Consider the following 18,084-nt stretch of genomic DNA (forward strand, 5'->3'; position numbering starts at 1 on the left):
AAAAAAGTCTCTAGGAAATCCTAGAAACTTTTCTTCCTTATAACCAACCCTTTTCTTGTGCGATCTTTGCCGCCTCGGTCCGGTTTTCCGCATCCAACTTGGTCAAAATAGCTGACATATAATTGCGGATGGTTCCGTTTGAGAGAAATAAGCGATCAGCAATTTCTTGGTTAGAAGCCCCTTTTGCGACTTCTTTTAAAACTGCCTTTTCTTGAGGGCTTAGAGGATTGGGATGGGTCAAGATCCCTTCCATTAATTCAGGCGAATATTCTTTTTGCCCTGCTAATACTGTATGAAGAGTCGCCATCAAATCCGTGATGCGGCGTTCTTTTAAGACATAGGCATCGACTCCAGCCTTGAGGGCCCGCTCGAAATAGCCCGGCCGCTTAAAGGTGGTAACGATGACGACCTTGATCTGGGGTTGTTGACTTTTAGCCCATTCCAACACTTCTAACCCTGTTTTGATGGGCATTTCGATATCTAAAATCGCAATATCGACTGGATGTGTTTCGAGTAAACGAATGGCCTCTTGTCCATCGCCAGCCTGCAAGACATCTTCCACATCCTCTTGCAGGAGCAAGAGCTGGCAGAGCGCATCGCGCAACATACTTTGGTCTTCAGCAACTAATAAGCGCATCTTATTTCCTTTCTTGATAGGGGATCCGTATTTCTATCCGGGTCGGCTTGTGTTGATGACTGATCTCCAGCTCTCCTCCCAACAAGGCAATCCGTTCGCGAATCGAGTGCAGGTCTTCGTCAGAGACTTTGTCAAAGCCGATGCCATTATCTTCTGCGACCATTTCCACACCTGTCTCGGTGGAGCGATAAGAGAGAAGGGCCTGCGTCGCTTTGGCGTGTTTGATCATATTGGTGGCTAATTCCAGAGATACCATGGCCAGAGCAGATTCCAGGATTGGCGAGATGCTAGCAGTATCGAGCTCGTTTTGAATCTCCACTTTGATTTGCGCTACTTCCAGCATCTGCTTGACGGTTTCTAGCTCTCTTGCCAGGGTTCGCTGCTTCAAGTTCTCGACAATCTCTCGGACTTGGTGCATGGACTCTTGACTGATGGCTTGAATCTCTTGCACCTGCTCCTGCGCCTTCTCAACCTGACCCAATGCTAAGAATTGATCAGCTAGGTCCGCCTTGACACTGAGCATGGCAAAGGTGTGTCCTAGACTGTCATGCAGATCACGGCCAATCCGATGGCGCTCGTTTTCTGCCAGCAAAAGATTGATCTGGGCATTTTGCTTGGCATGGTCAGCTTTCAACTCTTCCATCATCTCAGCCCGGGCCATACTATAGGTCATAATCGCGATGAACAAGCAGATGATCAGTACAAAAAGCCAATCATTTTCTCTCATCTCCCTATTAAATAACAGGGCTCCAAAAAGGATCAGTAGTGATCCAACAGCCGTCCAAAGAAAGGGCGAGCGAAAATCGCGAATCCCTAAACGATAGAGCAAAATATTGCTCAGATAATAGTAAAACCAACAAAAGCTAGTTCCAACAAAAAAGGTATTTCCTGCAATATAAAGTAGAAGATAAATCCAAAAAAGCCAGGTCAGTTTCTTATTTTCAGTAATGAGGATTCCTAGATAGCTTATCATAAAGAAGATGGCTAAAAAGAAATGCCACCAGGGAATCTGCCCTAAGAAAATAGAAGCAAAGGGAAAGGCCATAAAGATTAAGCCTACGTAAAACATATGGTGAATATGTTTGAGTTTTTCAATCATGAACGAACCTCAGAATGACGACGATAGATGATAACAAGGGCAAACAAGACCAGGGTAAACAAGGTTAAATAGACACTAGCGAGAACATTGACCTGCCCCTTGTTTAAAAAGATCTTGATCAGTTCCATCAATTGATAGGTTGGTAAGCATTTGCCAATGGCTTGCATCCATTCTGGAAATAGGCTAATGGGCATCCATAGTCCACCCATGACAGCGAGCCCCATGTAAAGGAGATTCCCCACAACAGACATCAATTGACTAGAAGGAAGCAAGGTCAAGACCAGACCGATCGCTACAAAAGCTAGGCTTCCTAGGATGAGAATAAAGGCCGACAAGACCCAATCCTGTAGGGACATATTCACATGCCGCACCACATGGCCCACGGTAAAGACAACTCCAATCGATAGGAGAAAATCGACAAAGAGACCCGCAACCTTTATTAGATAATATTCTACCATAGATACGGGGGTATGGCGCAAGACTTTTTGCCAATTATTGAGTCGATCGGTTTCAAGAACGGTTGGAAAAGAAAAGATAGCCGTAGACATCATGGAAAAAGCCGTCATGGAGAGGAGATAATCCCTCATAAAGTGAGCGGGGGCCCCTGGCGTGTCCTGGTACATCCCTGAAAAGAAGAGATAAAAGGCCGTAGGCATCCCAATTGATAACAAGTAATAAATGGCTTGGCGACTGGTCAAATGCCACTCAACCACGCCGAGAGCTTTCATGCGTTTCATCTTCTCTACCTACTTCCTTTGTATTTTCAAAAATAGAATCCAATAAACTTCGATTGGTTACTTCGATTTCTTGGATCGAACATCCTTCTTCTTGCAATCGAATCCACAAACGATTGGCGTCCCGTGTCACAACCTGAAGAGCATCGGGTTTAATGACCACTTCACCAACGCCTTCCATCTCTGCCACTAGAGCTTGGTAGCGCAAAGGCAGGGTAAAATGTTTTTCTACCTCTTCGCTTCTCATAGCGAGAGGTGTCGTATCCCGAAGCAAATGGCCCTGGTGCAAGACCAAAATTCGATCAGCCGTGTGCTCTACTTCCTCGATGTAATGCGAAGAATAGACAATGGTCACACCCTCTTCCTTTAAATGCCCGACGATCTCCCAAAAGCGTTGGCGAGTGGACGTATCCATGGCAGACGTTGGCTCATCCAGAAACAGAAGACTGGGACGACCAATCAAGGTCAACACAAAGGATAAAAGACGCTTTTGCCCACCAGACAGCTTACTGGCTAATTGCTTCTTTTGTTCTGGAGTAAAACGCAATAAATCATCGATGTCATTGACCGTTAAAGGGTTGGGATAAATGGAGCGAAAGAAACTGATCAGTTCCTGCACGGTTAGCTTTTGCACGATGGCATTCTCTTGAGGGAGATAAGAGACACTAGCCTTTAACTGAGGATGACCAGGAGCTTTTCCCTCTACTTCAATAGTTCCAGAAGTCGCCTTCATATCTCCCAGCAGACAGTTCATCAAGGTTGTTTTCCCAGCTCCGTTTGGTCCAATCAAGGCCAGACAATCCCCTCTCTCCACTGTGAAAGAAAGATCTTCTAGGATCACCTTTCCTTTGATACTTTTGTTCAAGTTCTCTACTCTAATGACGCTCATGATACTCTCCTTTCAAGCATGCTTGGCTAGCTGGAATGATGACAAAAACGACTAAGATCACTCCCGTTTTTTTCATTGCTCCATCTCCTTTTTAACAGCCTTGATCATTTTCAATCCTTCTTGAACCGCCCAGCTCATGATGCCAATCCCAGCAAATAATTCCCAAGGAAAATGGTAATAGAGACTATCATCCTTTGAAAAGATCAAATAGACGACCATCCCCACCACTGTTAACGTAAACACTTTATAGAACCATTGTTTCATTTTTCCTTACCTCTTACTTTCTGACTTTATTATATGAAAAGGAAGAAGAGGCAACTAGATGATTTTGTCACTGGCTCACATGACAAAAGTCACTAAAAAAAGCCAAGTGACTCCACTCGACTTTTTCTATTCTTCTTACTGGCCTTCTTCTTTCATGCCATGCAATTTCAAGGCCTTCACCAAGGCATCCGCCTTCATGTTTTTCAAATCATTGAGACCAGCATCTTTGAAGTAAGAAATTTCTTCTAGAGACTTGGCATCAATTTGGTTGAGGTCAATCACACTGGTTGAGAGCAATTTCTTTTCTGGTGTGACTGTGTATTCCAAACTAAAACCGGGAACGGTTTTTAGTTTCTTATAGTCTTCATTTTGCTCCAGCAAAGCTTGAATAGCTGCTGTGAGCTCTTCAGGTGACTTTTCTGCTGCGATGGTCCCAAGTTGTTGGGGCAGATCGGCCGTCACTTCGATGCGAAGGTTTTCAACCTTATCTCCCTTAGACTTGATGATATCCCGGTGTTTTGTTCCATTGATATCTCCTACTAAGGTTGTGGTTTTTTCTTCATTTTTTACTTCTTTTTTAACAGTGGAACTGCTAGATGAGCTAGCGGTTGTAGTTTTCTTTGTTTGGGATTGCGAACAACCAGTCAATACCAAAATGGCTAGCCCAAGGGTTACAAAAAATTTCTTCATTTTTATAACTCTCCTTTCACATACTGATACCAGTATAACATATCGCGTCTTTCTTGTCTAAAAACTCCACTGCTCAAACCATTTCCCCCTCTTTTCAAGCTCTTCCATTTGAATAAAAAACTGATGAATTTGAGACTTTTTGCAGAAACTCCTTTTTCTCACGAATAAAGCCTCAGTGGACGGTTCACTTCAGTCTCAATCCCTCTGAATCACGCCGATTTCATAGGAATCTCCTCGTTTTTCTATATACAAAAAAAGGTTCCGAAAGGAACCTTCTGTTCAATTATTCTACACTAAACAAGTATGGGTAGACGGGTTGGCCACCTTGGTGGATTTCCACTTCTACATCCTCATACTTCTCAGCAAGGGCTTGGGCCAATTCATTTGCCAACTCCTCACTGCCGTCTTCACCGACATAGATGGTCACAATTTCACTGTCTTCATCCAACATATGAGCGAATGTTTCTTCCAAGGTTTCCATCATATCTGGATTTGAAACAACGATTTTGCCATCGACCATTCCAAGATTATCATTTTCATGGATTTCAAGCCCATCAATAGTGGTATCGCGAACTGCTGTCGTTACACTACCAGACGCAACATCACCCAATGATGCGCTCATGCGTTCGTAGTTTTCTTCGATCGATTTGCTTTCATCAAAGGCAAGAAGACTAGTCAATCCTTGAGGGATAGTCTTGGTCTCAACAACTGCTGCAGGTTGATCAATCACTTCTGCTGCAGATTGAGCCGCCATCAAGATATTTTTGTTGTTTGGCAAGATAATGATGTTGCGCGCATTCAACTCTTCAACCGCTTTGACAAAGTCTTCTGTTGATGGGTTCATGGTTTGACCCCCAGAGATGATGTAATCAACTCCTTGCGCTTTAAAGATATCAGCCAATCCGTCACCAGCAACTACTGCGATGATGGCATATTCTTTTTCTTCAACTGGCTTCGCTTGACGCTCTTCTTTTTCAACTTGCGCTTCGTGTTGGTTGCGCATGTTGTCGACTTTCACCTTGACCAAGCTTCCGTACTTAAGACCTTCTTGCATGACAAGACCTGGATCTTCTGTATGGACGTGAACTTTGACAATCTCATCGTCATTCACCACCAATAGGGAATCCCCAAGGTTGTTCAAATAGTTACGGAATTCATCGTAATCGAAGTCTTTGACATAGGTTGGACCTTGTTTCAAAGCGACCATGATTTCTGTACAGTAACCAAACTTGATGTCTTCAGTTGCGACATGGCCAGCAACTGACTTGTGGTGTTCTGCATTGATCATTTCTGACATGGTTGCAGGTGTTGCTTGGAACTCTTCAGAAGCGATGAATTCACCTGTCAAGGCTGACAAGAATCCTTCATAGATGAAGACCAACCCTTGACCACCAGAGTCTACCACGCCAACTTCTTTCAAGACTGGCAACATATCTGGAGTCTTCGCAAGAGCTGTTTTAGCTCCTTCAAGAGCGGCACGCATGACTTCTACTGCATCATTGGTAGATTCTGCTTTTTTCTTGGCCCCGATAGCTGCTCCACGAGAAACCGTCAAAATGGTCCCTTCAACCGGCTTCATAACGGCTTTATAAGCAACTTCTACACCAGACTGGAAGGCTGCTGCAAGCGCTGCTCCATCCAATTCTTCTTTGTCTTTGACACTTTGAGAAAATCCGCGGAACAATTGAGAAGTGATGACTCCTGAGTTCCCACGCGCACCCATCAAGAGGCCTTTAGCAAAGATCCCTGCCGCTTCTCCAACAGTTGATGCAGAACGGTCAGATACTTCTTTGGCCCCATTTTCGATGGTCATTCCCATATTGGTTCCTGTGTCCCCGTCTGGTACAGGAAAGACGTTCAAAGAGTTTACATATTCCGCTTGTTTATTTAAGCGCGTAGCCCCCGCTTGAACCATTTCTTGAAATAAACTTGTAGTAATATTAGCCACGATTATTCTCCCACAATCTTGATATTTTGAATATAGACATTCACAGTATCCGTAGTGATTCCAAGTTGATTTTCCAAACTAAATTTCACACGTTCTTGAATATTTTTTGAGACTTCGCTAATCTTTGTTCCATAGCTCAAAACAGTGTAAACATCAACTGCGATAGTTCCTGCTTCCGTTGTTTTGACAACAACACCTTTAGAGAAGTTTTCTTTCCCTAGGAGGGCTTGGAAATTATCTTTGATCGCATTTTTGCTGGCCATTCCAACCACACCGAAGATCTCAGTAGCGGCACCGCCTACAACAGTTGCGATAACCTCATCAGTCAATTCAATTTGACCGTCCTTTGTATTGATTTTTACTGTCATAATTTCTACCTCAAAAGTATTTTATATTCTATTTTACCATAAAAGAGATCAGCTGTAAAAGGGTAGGGATTATTCTTCTCCCGCTGTGACAGCTGTCTCTAGAGAAAAAGAAAAGAACCTCTATGAGGTTCTATATTCTTTATTAAACGCGTTCTACTTTACCAGATTTCAATGCACGAGCTGAAGCCCAAACTTTTTTAGGTTTACCATCGATAAGGACAGTTACTTTTTGAAGGTTTGGTTTTACGGCACGTTTTGTTTGGTTCATAGCGTGTGAACGGTTGTTACCTGATACAGTCTTACGACCTGTGAAATAACATACTTTAGCCATTTCTGTGTTTCCTCCTATTAGATCTAATATAACGGATGTGCTAGCACCACATACCGTACTATATTACCAAAAAAAATCTCTCTTGGCAAGCTTTTGGCCAAAGTTTTTCATTTCCGACTTAAGAAAACGAATTCGCTCCGACATAGATAATTTCCAGATTTCCTAAGGAAACATCGCCCGTAATGTAGAAATCCTTGCTTGTCAGAGCACTTGGATTTTCCTGATGTTGGATCGCTGAGAGGGAATTATCCACATTTACATGGACACGCCAATCACTTGGTACATAGAGACTCAAACTTCCAAGGGAAACATCGACAACAAACTGAGCAGATGGACCCTCGATGCGGCAATTGTCAAAATAAACCGATGCTTCTCCCATACTCACATCTGCACTTCCGCGGGTAAAGTGTTGGTCATTGAGATATTTTGTCACTGTTGAAAAAGTGACATCAATGTCATTGCCATCCGACTTACTCATGGACCCAGTAGAATAGGAAGCTAGGCGGGCTTTTGTTTTCTTAGAGGGTTTAAACAAAATGTTGAGCCCAATCACAGCGAGAATTGAGGAAAGGATGACAACCGAATTGGACACCGGAAGGAAATGGTATTGCCCATTGAGACAAAAGAGGGCTAAAAGTCCATAGATGAAGCCCCAACCAAAATGGCGTTTTAAGAAACTTGAGAGGGATAGGACTGCAAGCAAGGTGACCCAAGCTAAGGTCCAGATGCTAATGTCCCATTTTACAAAATAGCCTTGTAAGAGGATTAAGGCTGCTAAAAGGATTAAGAATACTCCGATTAATTTTTTTCTCATGATATTACCTCATTTCATTTAGTCGTTCTTTTAAGAGTTGATAGTAGCGTCTGGATACGTGAACCTGCTTATGGGTCTGATAGAAATTGACCGTGCTGGTTCCTGAAAAAGACTTTTCTAGAGAATAGATCTGCTTTGCGTTGACAATGGTGGATTTGGATATCCGACAAAAGGCGATGGGAAGCAGCTCCTCCAACTCATAGAGCTTCTGCTTAACCTCATAGGCCTCGTCCTTGGTGTGACCAAAAATCTTCTCCCCGTCCGTCTCAAAAAAGAGGATCGATGCCACATCCAGAAAATACTCACTTCGATCCTTGTAAAAGGCCAAAGGAGCAACCTTTTGTTCGAGGATTCTCTCTTGCAGCTGGGTCAACTCCGGGGTCAAGCGCGGAGCTCGAATCAAGATCTCAGGCTCGTCCATAGATGGATCCAATTCGATTCTAACTTTCATAAAACTCCTTTCCCAACGTTTTGATAGTACCATTATAACAGCTGTTGAAAACAAAACAAGGGCTTTTCAGTAAGTGGCACGTTTTCCCCATCAAGAGGTCATTTTTGAGAAGTAAAAAGCTGATCAAGTGACCAGCCTTCCTTTATTTGTCGCTATTTTTATCCGGTAAAAGAAAACTAAGACCCACGCAAGCGAGCACACCCGCTGTGATGACCAGACCATTTGAAACCGGCAGGAGATCGTAAATCGCATTTGCGATCATAAATGCGATCAAGGCGCAGATAACACTTGCCTTGTAATCTTTTTTCAAGAGATTTTCAAGTGTAAAGAAAGCAAATAAGAGAACAGGGAACATAGGCCAGATATTCACATCGATCTTTGGAAAGCCAACCATTCCCATTGTGACAACCGCAAGAGCAGCAAGAATCAATCCAAGTCCAAGTAATTTTTTCATCATCATATACCTCGTTTTCAATATTCGGAAGTGTTTCTTCCTTTGATGATTCTATGATAGCAGAGAGCCCCAACGGCGACAAGGACTTTTGACTAAGTGGTCAAAAATGGCGCCTATGCGGTCAAAAAAGGAGCGAGACCGAACGAATATGTGATCACCATCATTCGTCGTCTCGCTCCTTTAAAGCAGTTTCTTCCTATGCCGATTGCAGGGATCGAACCTGTGACCTACGCGTTACGAGTGCGTTGCTCTACCAACTGAGCTAAATCGGCGATTACCTTCTTAGTATAGCACTCTGATAGCGGATGTCAAGCACTTTTAGTTGATCTTTTTAATCAGAATCTGACATGGATTCTGTGGATCCCATAAAGATGGAAAAATCTCTAACTTTTTAAATCCAACACTACGATAAAAGACATTGGTTCGATCGTAGTTCTTATTAGAACCTTCTGCCACTGTTTTGACCTGTAGGTAGTCCACTTGTTTGACTGCTTCTCTTTCTATAGTCGTAATTAATTCCCTTCCAATTCCTTGACCTTGGAATGATTTTTTCACGCCTAGACAGTCAATTTCAGCACAATCTTCACTCGAATATGATAAACTTATAAACCCTACTACATCACTTTCTTGATAAGCAGCCCAAACTCGTAAATCCTTAGCTCCTTCAATGTAGGCTTGCGTGCTTTCTGGTATTCCAAACCATTCTGGCAAATCCCTTAAAATCTCAGCGACAACTGCCATTTTTTGATCTTCACCCTTGACTTCTTTAATTACAAACATCATAAGTTCCTTTCTTGATTTTAGTCTTACTTGACCTCTTACGAACCAGCACTTTCGTAGGCATCCAATCCCCTGTCCCAAAGTTTGAGGGAAATAACAAAGAAAACAAGGGAAATCAGAATCAAACCACCAATATTAAAGAGTCCATCCTTGTCCTGCAAGAAATAGCTGGCAGGATAGTAGGCCGTAAAGGCGAAAGGTACAATAAAGCTAATTAACCAACGAAGGAGCGAATTGTAAATAGAAATAGGATACTTGGCAAAATCATTAAACATATAGAAAATGTAAATCATGGCACCTGACTGCTTGGTCCAAAAAGCGATGCTGGCTGTAGCAATTTTCAAGGAAGTATAAATCAAGGTCGCAAAAGGAATACAAACTAGAAAAATCAGGATTTTTGGAAGAGTCCAAGCAATGCTAGTCGCCGTTGTCGCTAGTAAAATTCCACCGACCAAAAGTTCACCCAAGGCATCAATCTGAAAGGTCTCAACGAGGATGTGAAAGAGAGGATTGATAGGACGAGTCAGATACTTGTCAAACTCCCCTTTTCGAACTAGTCGTTGACCTAAAGCCCAGAGATTGTCAAAAAAGAGATGATCTAGTCCCTTTGGAATTAAGGAAAATCCGTAGATAAAGGCAATTTCTTGAAAAGTCCAACCTTCTAGGGAGGGAATGTGTTGAAAGATGACATTGAGAAACAAGAGGTTCAGGCCTTGAGTCAGAAAGACTCCCAACACACCAACCACAAAATCTACCTTGTATTCCATGATTTGCTTGATGTACTGTCTGATAAAAATCAGATGCATGCGTTGATATTTTTTCATACTAACCTCCCTGAATAGTGATAAATGACTGGACTCGTTTCCAAATCAACTGAGACAAGCCCACCATCACTATAAGCCAGAAAAGCTGAAGCAAAAGTGCTTGAAGAATCTGACTAGCATCGTATTTCCCAACAATAATCATGACCGGAGTGTAAATTAAGGATGAGAAAGGTAAGAAGGACAGAATATCTGAAATGATCTTTGGAAAGAAAGCCAAGGGAATCAAACTCCCAGACATAAAGGCCACTATGGAAGTCTTAAGTAGGTTGGAACCCCAAAGATTTTTAAATACAAAGGCTGAAAATCCAAAGCAGATATTGAAGAAAAAGTTAATCAGATAGGCCAGCGTTAAGCTAAAAAGATAAAGGGTAGTTAGTCCCAGCACTTCTACAATCCCTTGCCCAGATAAGATTTTCATCAAAACAATGACACTTAAAAATGGCAGTCCAACAGAGATAAAAATCAACCACTTGGAACCAAGCTCCGTAAAGAGGTAAGAAGCCGCAAAATGCACTGGTCGCAACAAGCGCATGATAATGGAACCATCCTTGACCTCATCACCAATCATAAAGGAAGAATCCGACCTAGTCAGAAGATTAGTCACAAAACTCATGATGATGTAGAGGGTGATATCCGCCATACTGAAGCCCTGAATCAAAGGCTCCTGGGAGGAATCAAAGACAGCCTTCCAGAGATAAAAGGCCACAAAAGCACCCATGACATCGCCAATCCGATAAAGAATAAAGTTGACTCGATAGCTAATCAACTCCTGAATCCCTGCATTGATAAAGGGTTTATAACGTCTCCACAATTTGACCATCTTAGAGCTCCTTTCGATAGAAGCGACGGATAATATCTTCAATATCCGTATCTACCATCTTCAAATCACGGACCTCAAAATCAGATAAGGTTTGCTTGATAATATCGGCCGACTGGTAGCGGGAACTATCGAATTCAATATTGAGAGTATTTCCTTGTCTATCAATGGACATATCAGGCAAGCCCTCATAATGAGAGACGAGATGATTTTGACCTGGCGTCAGGTCAAAGGAGAGAGTCTTCATCTTTCCAAAGGTCTCCTTGAGCTGGCTAACCGTTCCATCAAAAATCTCTTGCCCCTTATCAATCATAAAAATCCGATCACAGAGTTGCTCAATATCACTCAAATCATGAGTAGTCAAGAGAATAGTTGTCTCTTCCTCCTGATTAATCTGGGTAATGGCCCGACGAATGTTGTCCTTGACCGACACATCCAAACCAATAGTCGGTTCATCTAAAAAGAGAACTTTGGGATTGTGAAGCAAGGAAGCCGCAATATCCGCCCGCATCCGTTGACCTAATGAAAGAGTCCGCACAGGATCCTTGATAAATTCCTTCAAATCCAAAACTTCATTCAAAAAGTCCATGCGCTTATGGAAAAGCAAGTCCGGTACATCATAGATCTCTTTCAAAACCGTGTAGGTCTCTTGCAAAGCCAAATCCCACCATAGCTGGGTGCGTTGTCCGAAAACGACTCCAATATCCTTGACATAATCTTGGCGATTATCCTGGGGAATCTTGCCGTTAATCCGACAAAAGCCAGATGTGGGCTTCAAAATTCCTGTCAGCATTTTGATGGTGGTTGACTTCCCAGCACCATTTGCCCCTATAAATCCTAGAATCTGCCCTTTTGGAACTTCAAAAGTTAAATCCTTGACGGCTTCAAAGGTCTGCTTTTCAGGATGAATAAAGGAGCGCAAGGCTCCCTTTAACCCCGGCTCCTTAACTGTCTTCACAAAATTTTTCCGAAGATGTTGCACTTCTATCATTGCCATATCTATCTCCCTATCGTAAGAAGCAACATTGTATTTTTGACTACAAATATTCTAAATCCTTACTTTCTACACTTACTCAATATTATTACAGAAGGCTTTATACCAACCTATTATAATCCAATAAAAAAAAGAATGCAAGCGTTTGCTTATAGATTATGAAATTAGAAATTTCTCTCTTGAAATAATGCTTTTGAGTCAGAAATTCTGGTTTAATAGTTTCCTTAAAACACCAAAAAACCTGCCCTTAGGGGCAGGCTTATTGTTAAGAAAAAGAATTTTTTTAATCGAGAAAATTAACGATTCTACTGTTAATCCTTCAGCATTTAATTATTATCATCAGTCTCAATGGATTTTTAAGCCCTCAATTATTCTCTAAAAATTCTTTAATACGAGAAACAATAGCATCGCTTTGATAATGATAGAGGTCGTGAGGCGCATCCATATAGTCGACTTGAACATTAGACTGGTCGCTTGCAAATCTCTCTGCATAACGTTGCCACTCTGATTGGCTAAAGGTCGTGCCTTCACCGTTAGAAACCAGGAGTAAGGCTGGAATTTTCGGATTAATGCTAGATGGAACTTTCTTGGCATTTTCCTTTGCCAAACGGGATTCATGAAGCATGGCTTGTGACATCAACTGCTTATATGCTAGTAATTTATATTGTTGTCGTTCAGTTTCAGTCAGAGTTGGATTTTTTATATAAAAGGACTCAGGGAAATAGCGTAATAAGCCAATCTTACTGCTCCAATAGGCCACAGTAAGCAAGGCCTGATTATCCTTTAAATCTTCATAACTCGCTGGCAAGGCCCAATCCAGACCAATCAAAGCCTTCACTTCATTTGGATATTTCTCTTGCCAAGCAAGACTCTCTAAACTAGCCATAGAATGCGAAATAATCACATAAGGACCTGAAACATGAGCTTGCGCCAAAGCTTGACGGGTCTCAGAAAGGACCTCCATCACATCTCTTGAACGATCACTATCTTCACTAAAACCATATCCTGCTCGCTCCACGACAACAACTTTGTATTTTTTGGATAGGGAATCTGATAGATTCTTAAAGTCTAAAATAGGAGAGGCGATACCTGCACCGGAAAGAAAAACGATTGTTTCAGATCCTTCTCCTTTAACAGAGACATTCATTCGATGTCCATTGACTGTAACTTGTTTACCAATGGGTGTGAGAAGCTTACTTTCATTTCGTAAACTGAATTGATGAAAAACAAATGTAGCACCTAAAAAGAGCAGGAGAAAGCCACAAACGATCCAGCTCCACAGTTTGAATTTTTTCATAGCCATATTGTACAAAAATTAACCTCTGGAAGCAACCTTTCCCATACAAAAAAACAAGATCCACATGGGACCTTGCTTTCCTGTTTTTAATTAAGCTTTGCCTTCTGAACCGAATACGTCGATACGTTCTTCAACAGCTGCAGTAATTGCTTCGAAACCTGGTTTCAAGAATTTACGTGGGTCGAAGAGTTTCTTCTTGTCGTATTCTGCTTCGTTTGCATCGTATTCACGTACGAATTGACGAGTAGCATTTGCAAATGCGATTTGGCATTCAGTGTTAACGTTAACTTTTGCAACACCAAGTTTGATAGCTGCTTGGATTTGATCGTCAGGGATACCTGATCCACCGTGCAATACGATTGGGAATCCTGGAACAGCTTCAGTCAATTTTTGCAAGTGGTCAAGGTGAAGACCTTTCCAGTTTGCTGGGTAAGGACCGTGGATGTTACCGATACCTGCAGCCAAGAAGTCGATTCCTGTAGCAACCATTGCTTTAGCATCTTCGATTGGTGCCAATTCACCGTCACCGATGATACCGTCTTCTTCACCACCGATAGTACCAACTTCAGCTTCTACTGAGATACCTTTAGCATGAGCTTTTTCAACGACATCTTTCGCCAATTTAAGGTTTTCTTCAACTGGAAGGTGTGAACCGTCAAACATGATTGAAGTGTAACCAGCTTCGATACATTCAAGAGCATCGTCGTAGTGACCATGGTCAAGGTGAATAGCAACTGGTACAGTGATACCCATTGATTCTACAAGGTTTTCAATAAGGGCTTTACATACTTTGTAACCACCCATGTATTTAGCAGCACCCATAGAAGTTTGGATAAGTACTGGAGCTTTCTTAGCTTCTGCTGCACGCAAGATAGCTTGAGTCCACTCAAGGTTGTTTGTGTTAAATCCACCAACTGCATAACCGTTGTCACGAGCTGCTTGGACAAATTTTTCTGCTGAAACGATTGCCATTTGTCATAGGCCTCCTATAAATTTTTGTGGGATTGATCCCACTTACATTGTTTATTTTATCACTTTTTAGATGAAATTGCTAGCTTTTCCTGTGTCTTTAAGCACTTTCTTATGATAATTAGGGCGGAATCTCCTATCTCCTAAGGCTTTCACCCTAGCAAATAAGGAAAAGAGGCTGGGACAAAAGTCCTAGCCTCTTAATTATTTTTGGATTGTCTAGCAAGACGCAGTGGTTGAGTGGGCTCTACTACGCTGATTTCATCAGCTTTTACAGCCCTACTCAACTGTGCGGAGGTGGGACGACGAAATCGAATTCTAACGAATTACCGATTTCTGTCCCACTCTCAATTCTCTTCTTTAAAATTTTTTAGCGAAAGGAGAAAGGCGATCCCGCAAATCACAAGGAGTACTGCTACAACCCATTGAGAATAGAAATAAGCAGCAAATAACTGACTGTCGGTAAACATTTTCCCAAGAAGTCCATTTACCAATCCCTCAAGAAAGGGAATATTCTCACACACAGCAAGGATTGAGGCAAGAAAGAGAATACTGCCCGCTATCAGAAAAAGATAAAGAATCCATTTTTTGATTCTTTTTTCATCTCTGAGCAGATACTTAGAAGCAATCGCCACTAAAAAAATGAAAACATTCCATATGTTTAAGGCGATAAAATATCTAAAAGTATCCTTGTATGCGCCTATCCCCATCGCTAAAATCAGGATAGGACCGAAAAAATTAATGGCACTTCCCAATAGTGCAAAGAGGCCATCGACCAAAACCAGATACTTCTTCTTCATGTTCTCACCTCATCTCACACCTATTCTACCACAAAGATATTTGAAAACAAAAAAAGATAGCCGAAGCTATCTTGATTATCCGATGCGGAGAGAGGGACTTGAACCCTCACGACCTAAAGCGGTCACAGGATCCTTAGTCCTGCGCGTCTGCCAATTCCGCCATCCCCGCGATTGAGTACTTTACTAGTATATCAATCAACAACTTTTTTGTCAAGAATTTTTTCAAAGTTTTTTCAGAGTTTGTCATTTTTTCACAAAAAGGGATCAGGTTTTTCGACCTGATCCCTTGATTTTTATTTGCTATCGTGGTTTTCAACTGCCGCTGTGATAAAGGCTGTGTAAAGTCCTTCTGGGCGGTTTGGACGGCTTGACAATTCTGGGTGGTATTGGCAAGCAACAAAGAATTTGTTTTCTGGGATTTCAACGATTTCGACCAAACGGTTGTCTGGTGAAACGCCTGAGAAGACAAATCCTGCTTCTTCGAACTGTTCACGGAAAGCATTGTTAAACTCATAACGGTGACGGTGGCGACGTTGTACCACTTCTTGATTGTCATAGGCAGCGGCTGCTTTTGATCCTCGTTTGAGTTTAGATGGGTAAAGACCGAGACGGAGCGTTCCTCCCATGTCTTCCACATCAATTTGGTCCCGCATGATATCGATAATTGGATACTTGGTTTCTGGATCCAATTCGGATGAATTGGCCCCTTCCAAGCCTAAAACGTGACGGGCAAATTCGATACAGGTTAACTGCATACCCAAGCAGACACCCAACATTGGGACGTCTTGTTCACGCGCATACTTGATGGCTTGAATTTTTCCTTCTGTTCCCCGTTGACCAAAACCACCTGGGACAATGATCCCATCCGCATCTCCAAGGAGTTCTGCCACATTTTCAGCTGTCACATCATTGGCATTGACCCAATTAATCTTGACCTCTGCATCATTGGCATACCCTGAGTGCTTCAAGGCCTCAACGACAGAAATGTAGGCATCTTGCAATTCTACGTATTTTCCAACCAAGGAAATCTTGACCTGCTTCTTGAGGTTCATGACCTTGTCGACCATTGCAGACCATTCTGTCATATCTGCTGCAGGAACATCCAATTTCAAATGGTCACAAACGATTTGGTCCATATTTTGTGCTTGCAAGTTCAATGGGATTTGGTACAAATGTTCCACATCAAGTGACTCGATGACAGCTTCTGGTGCCACATCACAGAATTGAGCCAACTTGTTCTTAATTCCTTGACCAGCTGGTTTTTCTGTACGGATGACCAACATATTTGGTTGAATTCCAAGACCACGCAATTCTTTCACAGAGTGTTGCGTCGGCTTGGTTTTCATTTCTCCCGCAGCTTTCAAGTAAGGAAGAAGAGTGGTGTGGATGTACATAACGTTTTCAGCACCAACATCTGCCTTCATTTGACGAAGAGCTTCAAGGAATGGAAGGGACTCAATGTCTCCAACTGTTCCCCCGACTTCTGTGATGATGACATCTGAATCCGTCGTTGTCGCTGCTCGTTTGATCTTTTCTTTCAAAGCATCTGTAATATGAGGAATCACCTGTACAGTCGCACCCAAGTATTCTCCACGACGTTCCTTGCGAAGGACTTCGCTATAAATTTTCCCTGTTGTCACATTTGAGTACTTATTCAGATTGATATCAATGAAGCGTTCATAGTGACCAAGGTCCAAGTCTGTCTCTGCTCCATCGTCTGTGACAAATACTTCCCCGTGTTGGTAAGGACTCATCGTCCCTGGGTCAATATTGATATAAGGGTCAAATTTTTGGATGGTCACTTTCAATCCACGATTTTTGAGCAAGCGACCAAGACTTGCTGCGACAATCCCTTTCCCGATGGATGATACGACACCACCCGTGACAAAAATATATTTTGTTGACATGTGCTTTCCTCTTCTTCTAATGTTGTAGAGGCCATTCCTCTTTGCAGAAAAAACAAAAATAGCTCCCTAATCCTTAGGGAGCTCCGACCTCAAAATGAGGTGCCCGAACAATATCTTACCGCAAATGGTCTACTTTGTCAAATTGAAAATTTCATGAAAATAATTTTCGCTGTTTACACGACCTTTTCCACTCCATTTTGTGTGACGAGAAATTTCTCAAATTGAAGCTGAGGCATGCAAAGAGCAAGGTCCTTGTGGATTCGTTCTAGCGCTTCTAAACGCATCTCGACTGACGTCTCGGTATTTCCTTGGATGACAAAGAGGGCGTTTTGCGTAGTCTCCTCAAATTTGTAATGGTCACTATCGCGTACATCCAACCAAGCCAGAACTCCTTTTTGATCCCGGTAGACAGGATCTGTCGGTGCGACATGTTTTTCACTAGAAAGGATAGGGAGGAAGAGATCGTCTCTTTGACTCACTGTAAATTCAATCGGTCCCTCAATCTTATCTAGGTCATGTCCTCCAATTGCGAGAAAGGACTTCAGAGATTCGACATTATAGATATCGATGATGCTATTGATCTGAGGAAGAGCTCCTCGATGCTGGATGTTTCGGATAAGAGCTAGGACTGTTGGGGGATTTTTCTTGATGCTACGCCCTACTTTTTGCAAGAGGTCTGTATACCCTTTGATGACAGGAGATGCCACTACTTCTTCTGTCTGACACTGGAGCGCCCATTGTTCAAGCTCTTTCTTCTTTTCAAGAAAAGAAGGGGGCAAAACTGCTTGAGGATCCACATTTCTAGCAATTCCGACCACAACTGTATCAATACCAAGAGCTACTAAACTTTGATCTAAACGAAAGTCCATCTGGAACACCTCCTATTTGGGAAACCTTACACGTTTATCATATACCATTTCGCCACTTTTTTCAATGCAAACAAAAAGAGAGTGGGACAGAAATCGGTCATTCGTTAGAATTCGATTTCGTCGTCCCACCTCCGCACAGTTGAGTAGG

At 42.3% G+C, this 18,084-nt stretch carries 21 protein-coding genes and 2 tRNA genes; all 23 read right to left on the reverse strand.

The annotated features are described in order from the left end of the window. Nucleotides 1–37: 37 nt before the first annotated feature. Complete coding sequence (locus H7T92_RS10025; protein ID WP_070660835.1) at nt 38–637, reverse strand: response regulator transcription factor; 600 nt, start codon at nt 635–637, stop codon at nt 38–40. A 1-nt stretch (nt 638) separates the two neighbouring features. Continuing rightward, entirely contained in the window at nt 639–1,736 is a 1,098-nt protein-coding gene (locus H7T92_RS10030; RefSeq protein WP_070590520.1) for a sensor histidine kinase, read from the reverse strand. Next, on the reverse strand, nt 1,733–2,473 hold the full coding sequence (locus tag H7T92_RS10035) for an ABC transporter permease (protein WP_201037693.1): 741 nt from the start codon (nt 2,471–2,473) through the stop codon (nt 1,733–1,735). Before H7T92_RS10035 ends, H7T92_RS10030 begins: the two co-directional genes overlap by 4 nt. Next, nucleotides 2,442–3,359: an ABC transporter ATP-binding protein gene (locus tag H7T92_RS10040; protein WP_155200287.1), complete on the reverse strand. Its 918-nt coding sequence runs from the start codon at nt 3,357–3,359 to the stop codon at nt 2,442–2,444. Before H7T92_RS10040 ends, H7T92_RS10035 begins: the two co-directional genes overlap by 32 nt. Nucleotides 3,360–3,431: 72 nt before the next feature. Continuing rightward, entirely contained in the window at nt 3,432–3,623 is a 192-nt protein-coding gene (locus H7T92_RS10045) for a hypothetical protein (protein WP_014712940.1), read from the reverse strand. Between the two features lie 135 nt (nt 3,624–3,758). Then, nucleotides 3,759–4,313, reverse strand: a complete 555-nt coding sequence (locus H7T92_RS10050) for an SP0191 family lipoprotein (protein WP_201037694.1) — start codon at nt 4,311–4,313, stop codon at nt 3,759–3,761. Between the two features lie 283 nt (nt 4,314–4,596). Continuing rightward, complete coding sequence (locus H7T92_RS10055) at nt 4,597–6,261, reverse strand: DAK2 domain-containing protein (RefSeq protein ID WP_014712937.1); 1,665 nt, start codon at nt 6,259–6,261, stop codon at nt 4,597–4,599. A gap of 2 nt (nt 6,262–6,263) precedes the next feature. Then, nucleotides 6,264–6,629 carry an Asp23/Gls24 family envelope stress response protein gene (locus H7T92_RS10060; protein ID WP_003004393.1) on the reverse strand — a complete coding sequence of 122 codons (366 nt, stop codon included), beginning with the start codon at nt 6,627–6,629 and terminating at the stop codon, nt 6,264–6,266. 142 nt (nt 6,630–6,771) lie between these two features. After that, nucleotides 6,772–6,960, reverse strand: a complete 189-nt coding sequence (gene rpmB, locus H7T92_RS10065; RefSeq protein WP_001140948.1) for a 50S ribosomal protein L28 — start codon at nt 6,958–6,960, stop codon at nt 6,772–6,774. A 118-nt stretch (nt 6,961–7,078) separates the two neighbouring features. Then, nucleotides 7,079–7,774 (reverse strand): LiaF transmembrane domain-containing protein, encoded by a 696-nt coding sequence (locus H7T92_RS10070; RefSeq protein ID WP_201037695.1) that lies wholly within the window; start codon nt 7,772–7,774, stop codon nt 7,079–7,081. Nucleotides 7,775–7,778: 4 nt separating this feature from the next. After that, nucleotides 7,779–8,225, reverse strand: a complete 447-nt coding sequence (locus H7T92_RS10075) for a LytTR family DNA-binding domain-containing protein (protein WP_003004160.1) — start codon at nt 8,223–8,225, stop codon at nt 7,779–7,781. 142 nt (nt 8,226–8,367) lie between these two features. Continuing rightward, nucleotides 8,368–8,679: a LiaF transmembrane domain-containing protein gene (locus tag H7T92_RS10080; RefSeq protein ID WP_049490487.1), complete on the reverse strand. Its 312-nt coding sequence runs from the start codon at nt 8,677–8,679 to the stop codon at nt 8,368–8,370. A 199-nt stretch (nt 8,680–8,878) separates the two neighbouring features. Beyond that, nucleotides 8,879–8,951, reverse strand: a tRNA-Thr gene (locus H7T92_RS10085). 46 nt (nt 8,952–8,997) lie between these two features. Beyond that, on the reverse strand, nt 8,998–9,459 hold the full coding sequence (locus H7T92_RS10090; RefSeq protein WP_049490445.1) for a GNAT family N-acetyltransferase: 462 nt from the start codon (nt 9,457–9,459) through the stop codon (nt 8,998–9,000). A gap of 38 nt (nt 9,460–9,497) precedes the next feature. Beyond that, a complete protein-coding gene (locus tag H7T92_RS10095; RefSeq protein ID WP_201037696.1) occupies nt 9,498–10,283 on the reverse strand; it encodes an ABC transporter permease in 786 nt (261 codons plus the stop codon). Nucleotide 10,284: 1 nt separating this feature from the next. Next, entirely contained in the window at nt 10,285–11,103 is an 819-nt protein-coding gene (locus H7T92_RS10100; protein WP_201037697.1) for an ABC transporter permease, read from the reverse strand. A gap of 1 nt (nt 11,104) precedes the next feature. Next, nucleotides 11,105–12,097 carry an ABC transporter ATP-binding protein gene (locus tag H7T92_RS10105; RefSeq protein ID WP_070674897.1) on the reverse strand — a complete coding sequence of 331 codons (993 nt, stop codon included), beginning with the start codon at nt 12,095–12,097 and terminating at the stop codon, nt 11,105–11,107. A 361-nt stretch (nt 12,098–12,458) separates the two neighbouring features. Further along, nucleotides 12,459–13,397, reverse strand: coding sequence for an alpha/beta fold hydrolase (locus tag H7T92_RS10110; protein WP_201037698.1), 939 nt, complete (start codon nt 13,395–13,397; stop codon nt 12,459–12,461). An 84-nt stretch (nt 13,398–13,481) separates the two neighbouring features. Next, a complete protein-coding gene (locus H7T92_RS10115) occupies nt 13,482–14,363 on the reverse strand; it encodes a class II fructose-bisphosphate aldolase (RefSeq protein WP_003004573.1) in 882 nt (293 codons plus the stop codon). Between the two features lie 344 nt (nt 14,364–14,707). Beyond that, a complete protein-coding gene (locus H7T92_RS10120) occupies nt 14,708–15,160 on the reverse strand; it encodes a hypothetical protein (RefSeq protein WP_201037699.1) in 453 nt (150 codons plus the stop codon). Nucleotides 15,161–15,243: 83 nt separating this feature from the next. Further along, nucleotides 15,244–15,329, reverse strand: a tRNA-Leu gene (locus H7T92_RS10125). Nucleotides 15,330–15,453: 124 nt separating this feature from the next. Continuing rightward, entirely contained in the window at nt 15,454–17,067 is a 1,614-nt protein-coding gene (locus tag H7T92_RS10130; protein ID WP_003004055.1) for a CTP synthase, read from the reverse strand. A 173-nt stretch (nt 17,068–17,240) separates the two neighbouring features. Beyond that, entirely contained in the window at nt 17,241–17,936 is a 696-nt protein-coding gene (locus H7T92_RS10135; protein WP_195487438.1) for a B3/B4 domain-containing protein, read from the reverse strand. Nucleotides 17,937–18,084 lie beyond the last annotated feature (148 nt).

The sequence above is a fragment of the Streptococcus parasanguinis genome (assembly GCF_016648855.1).
Taxonomy (GTDB): Bacteria; Bacillota; Bacilli; order Lactobacillales; family Streptococcaceae; genus Streptococcus; species Streptococcus parasanguinis_L.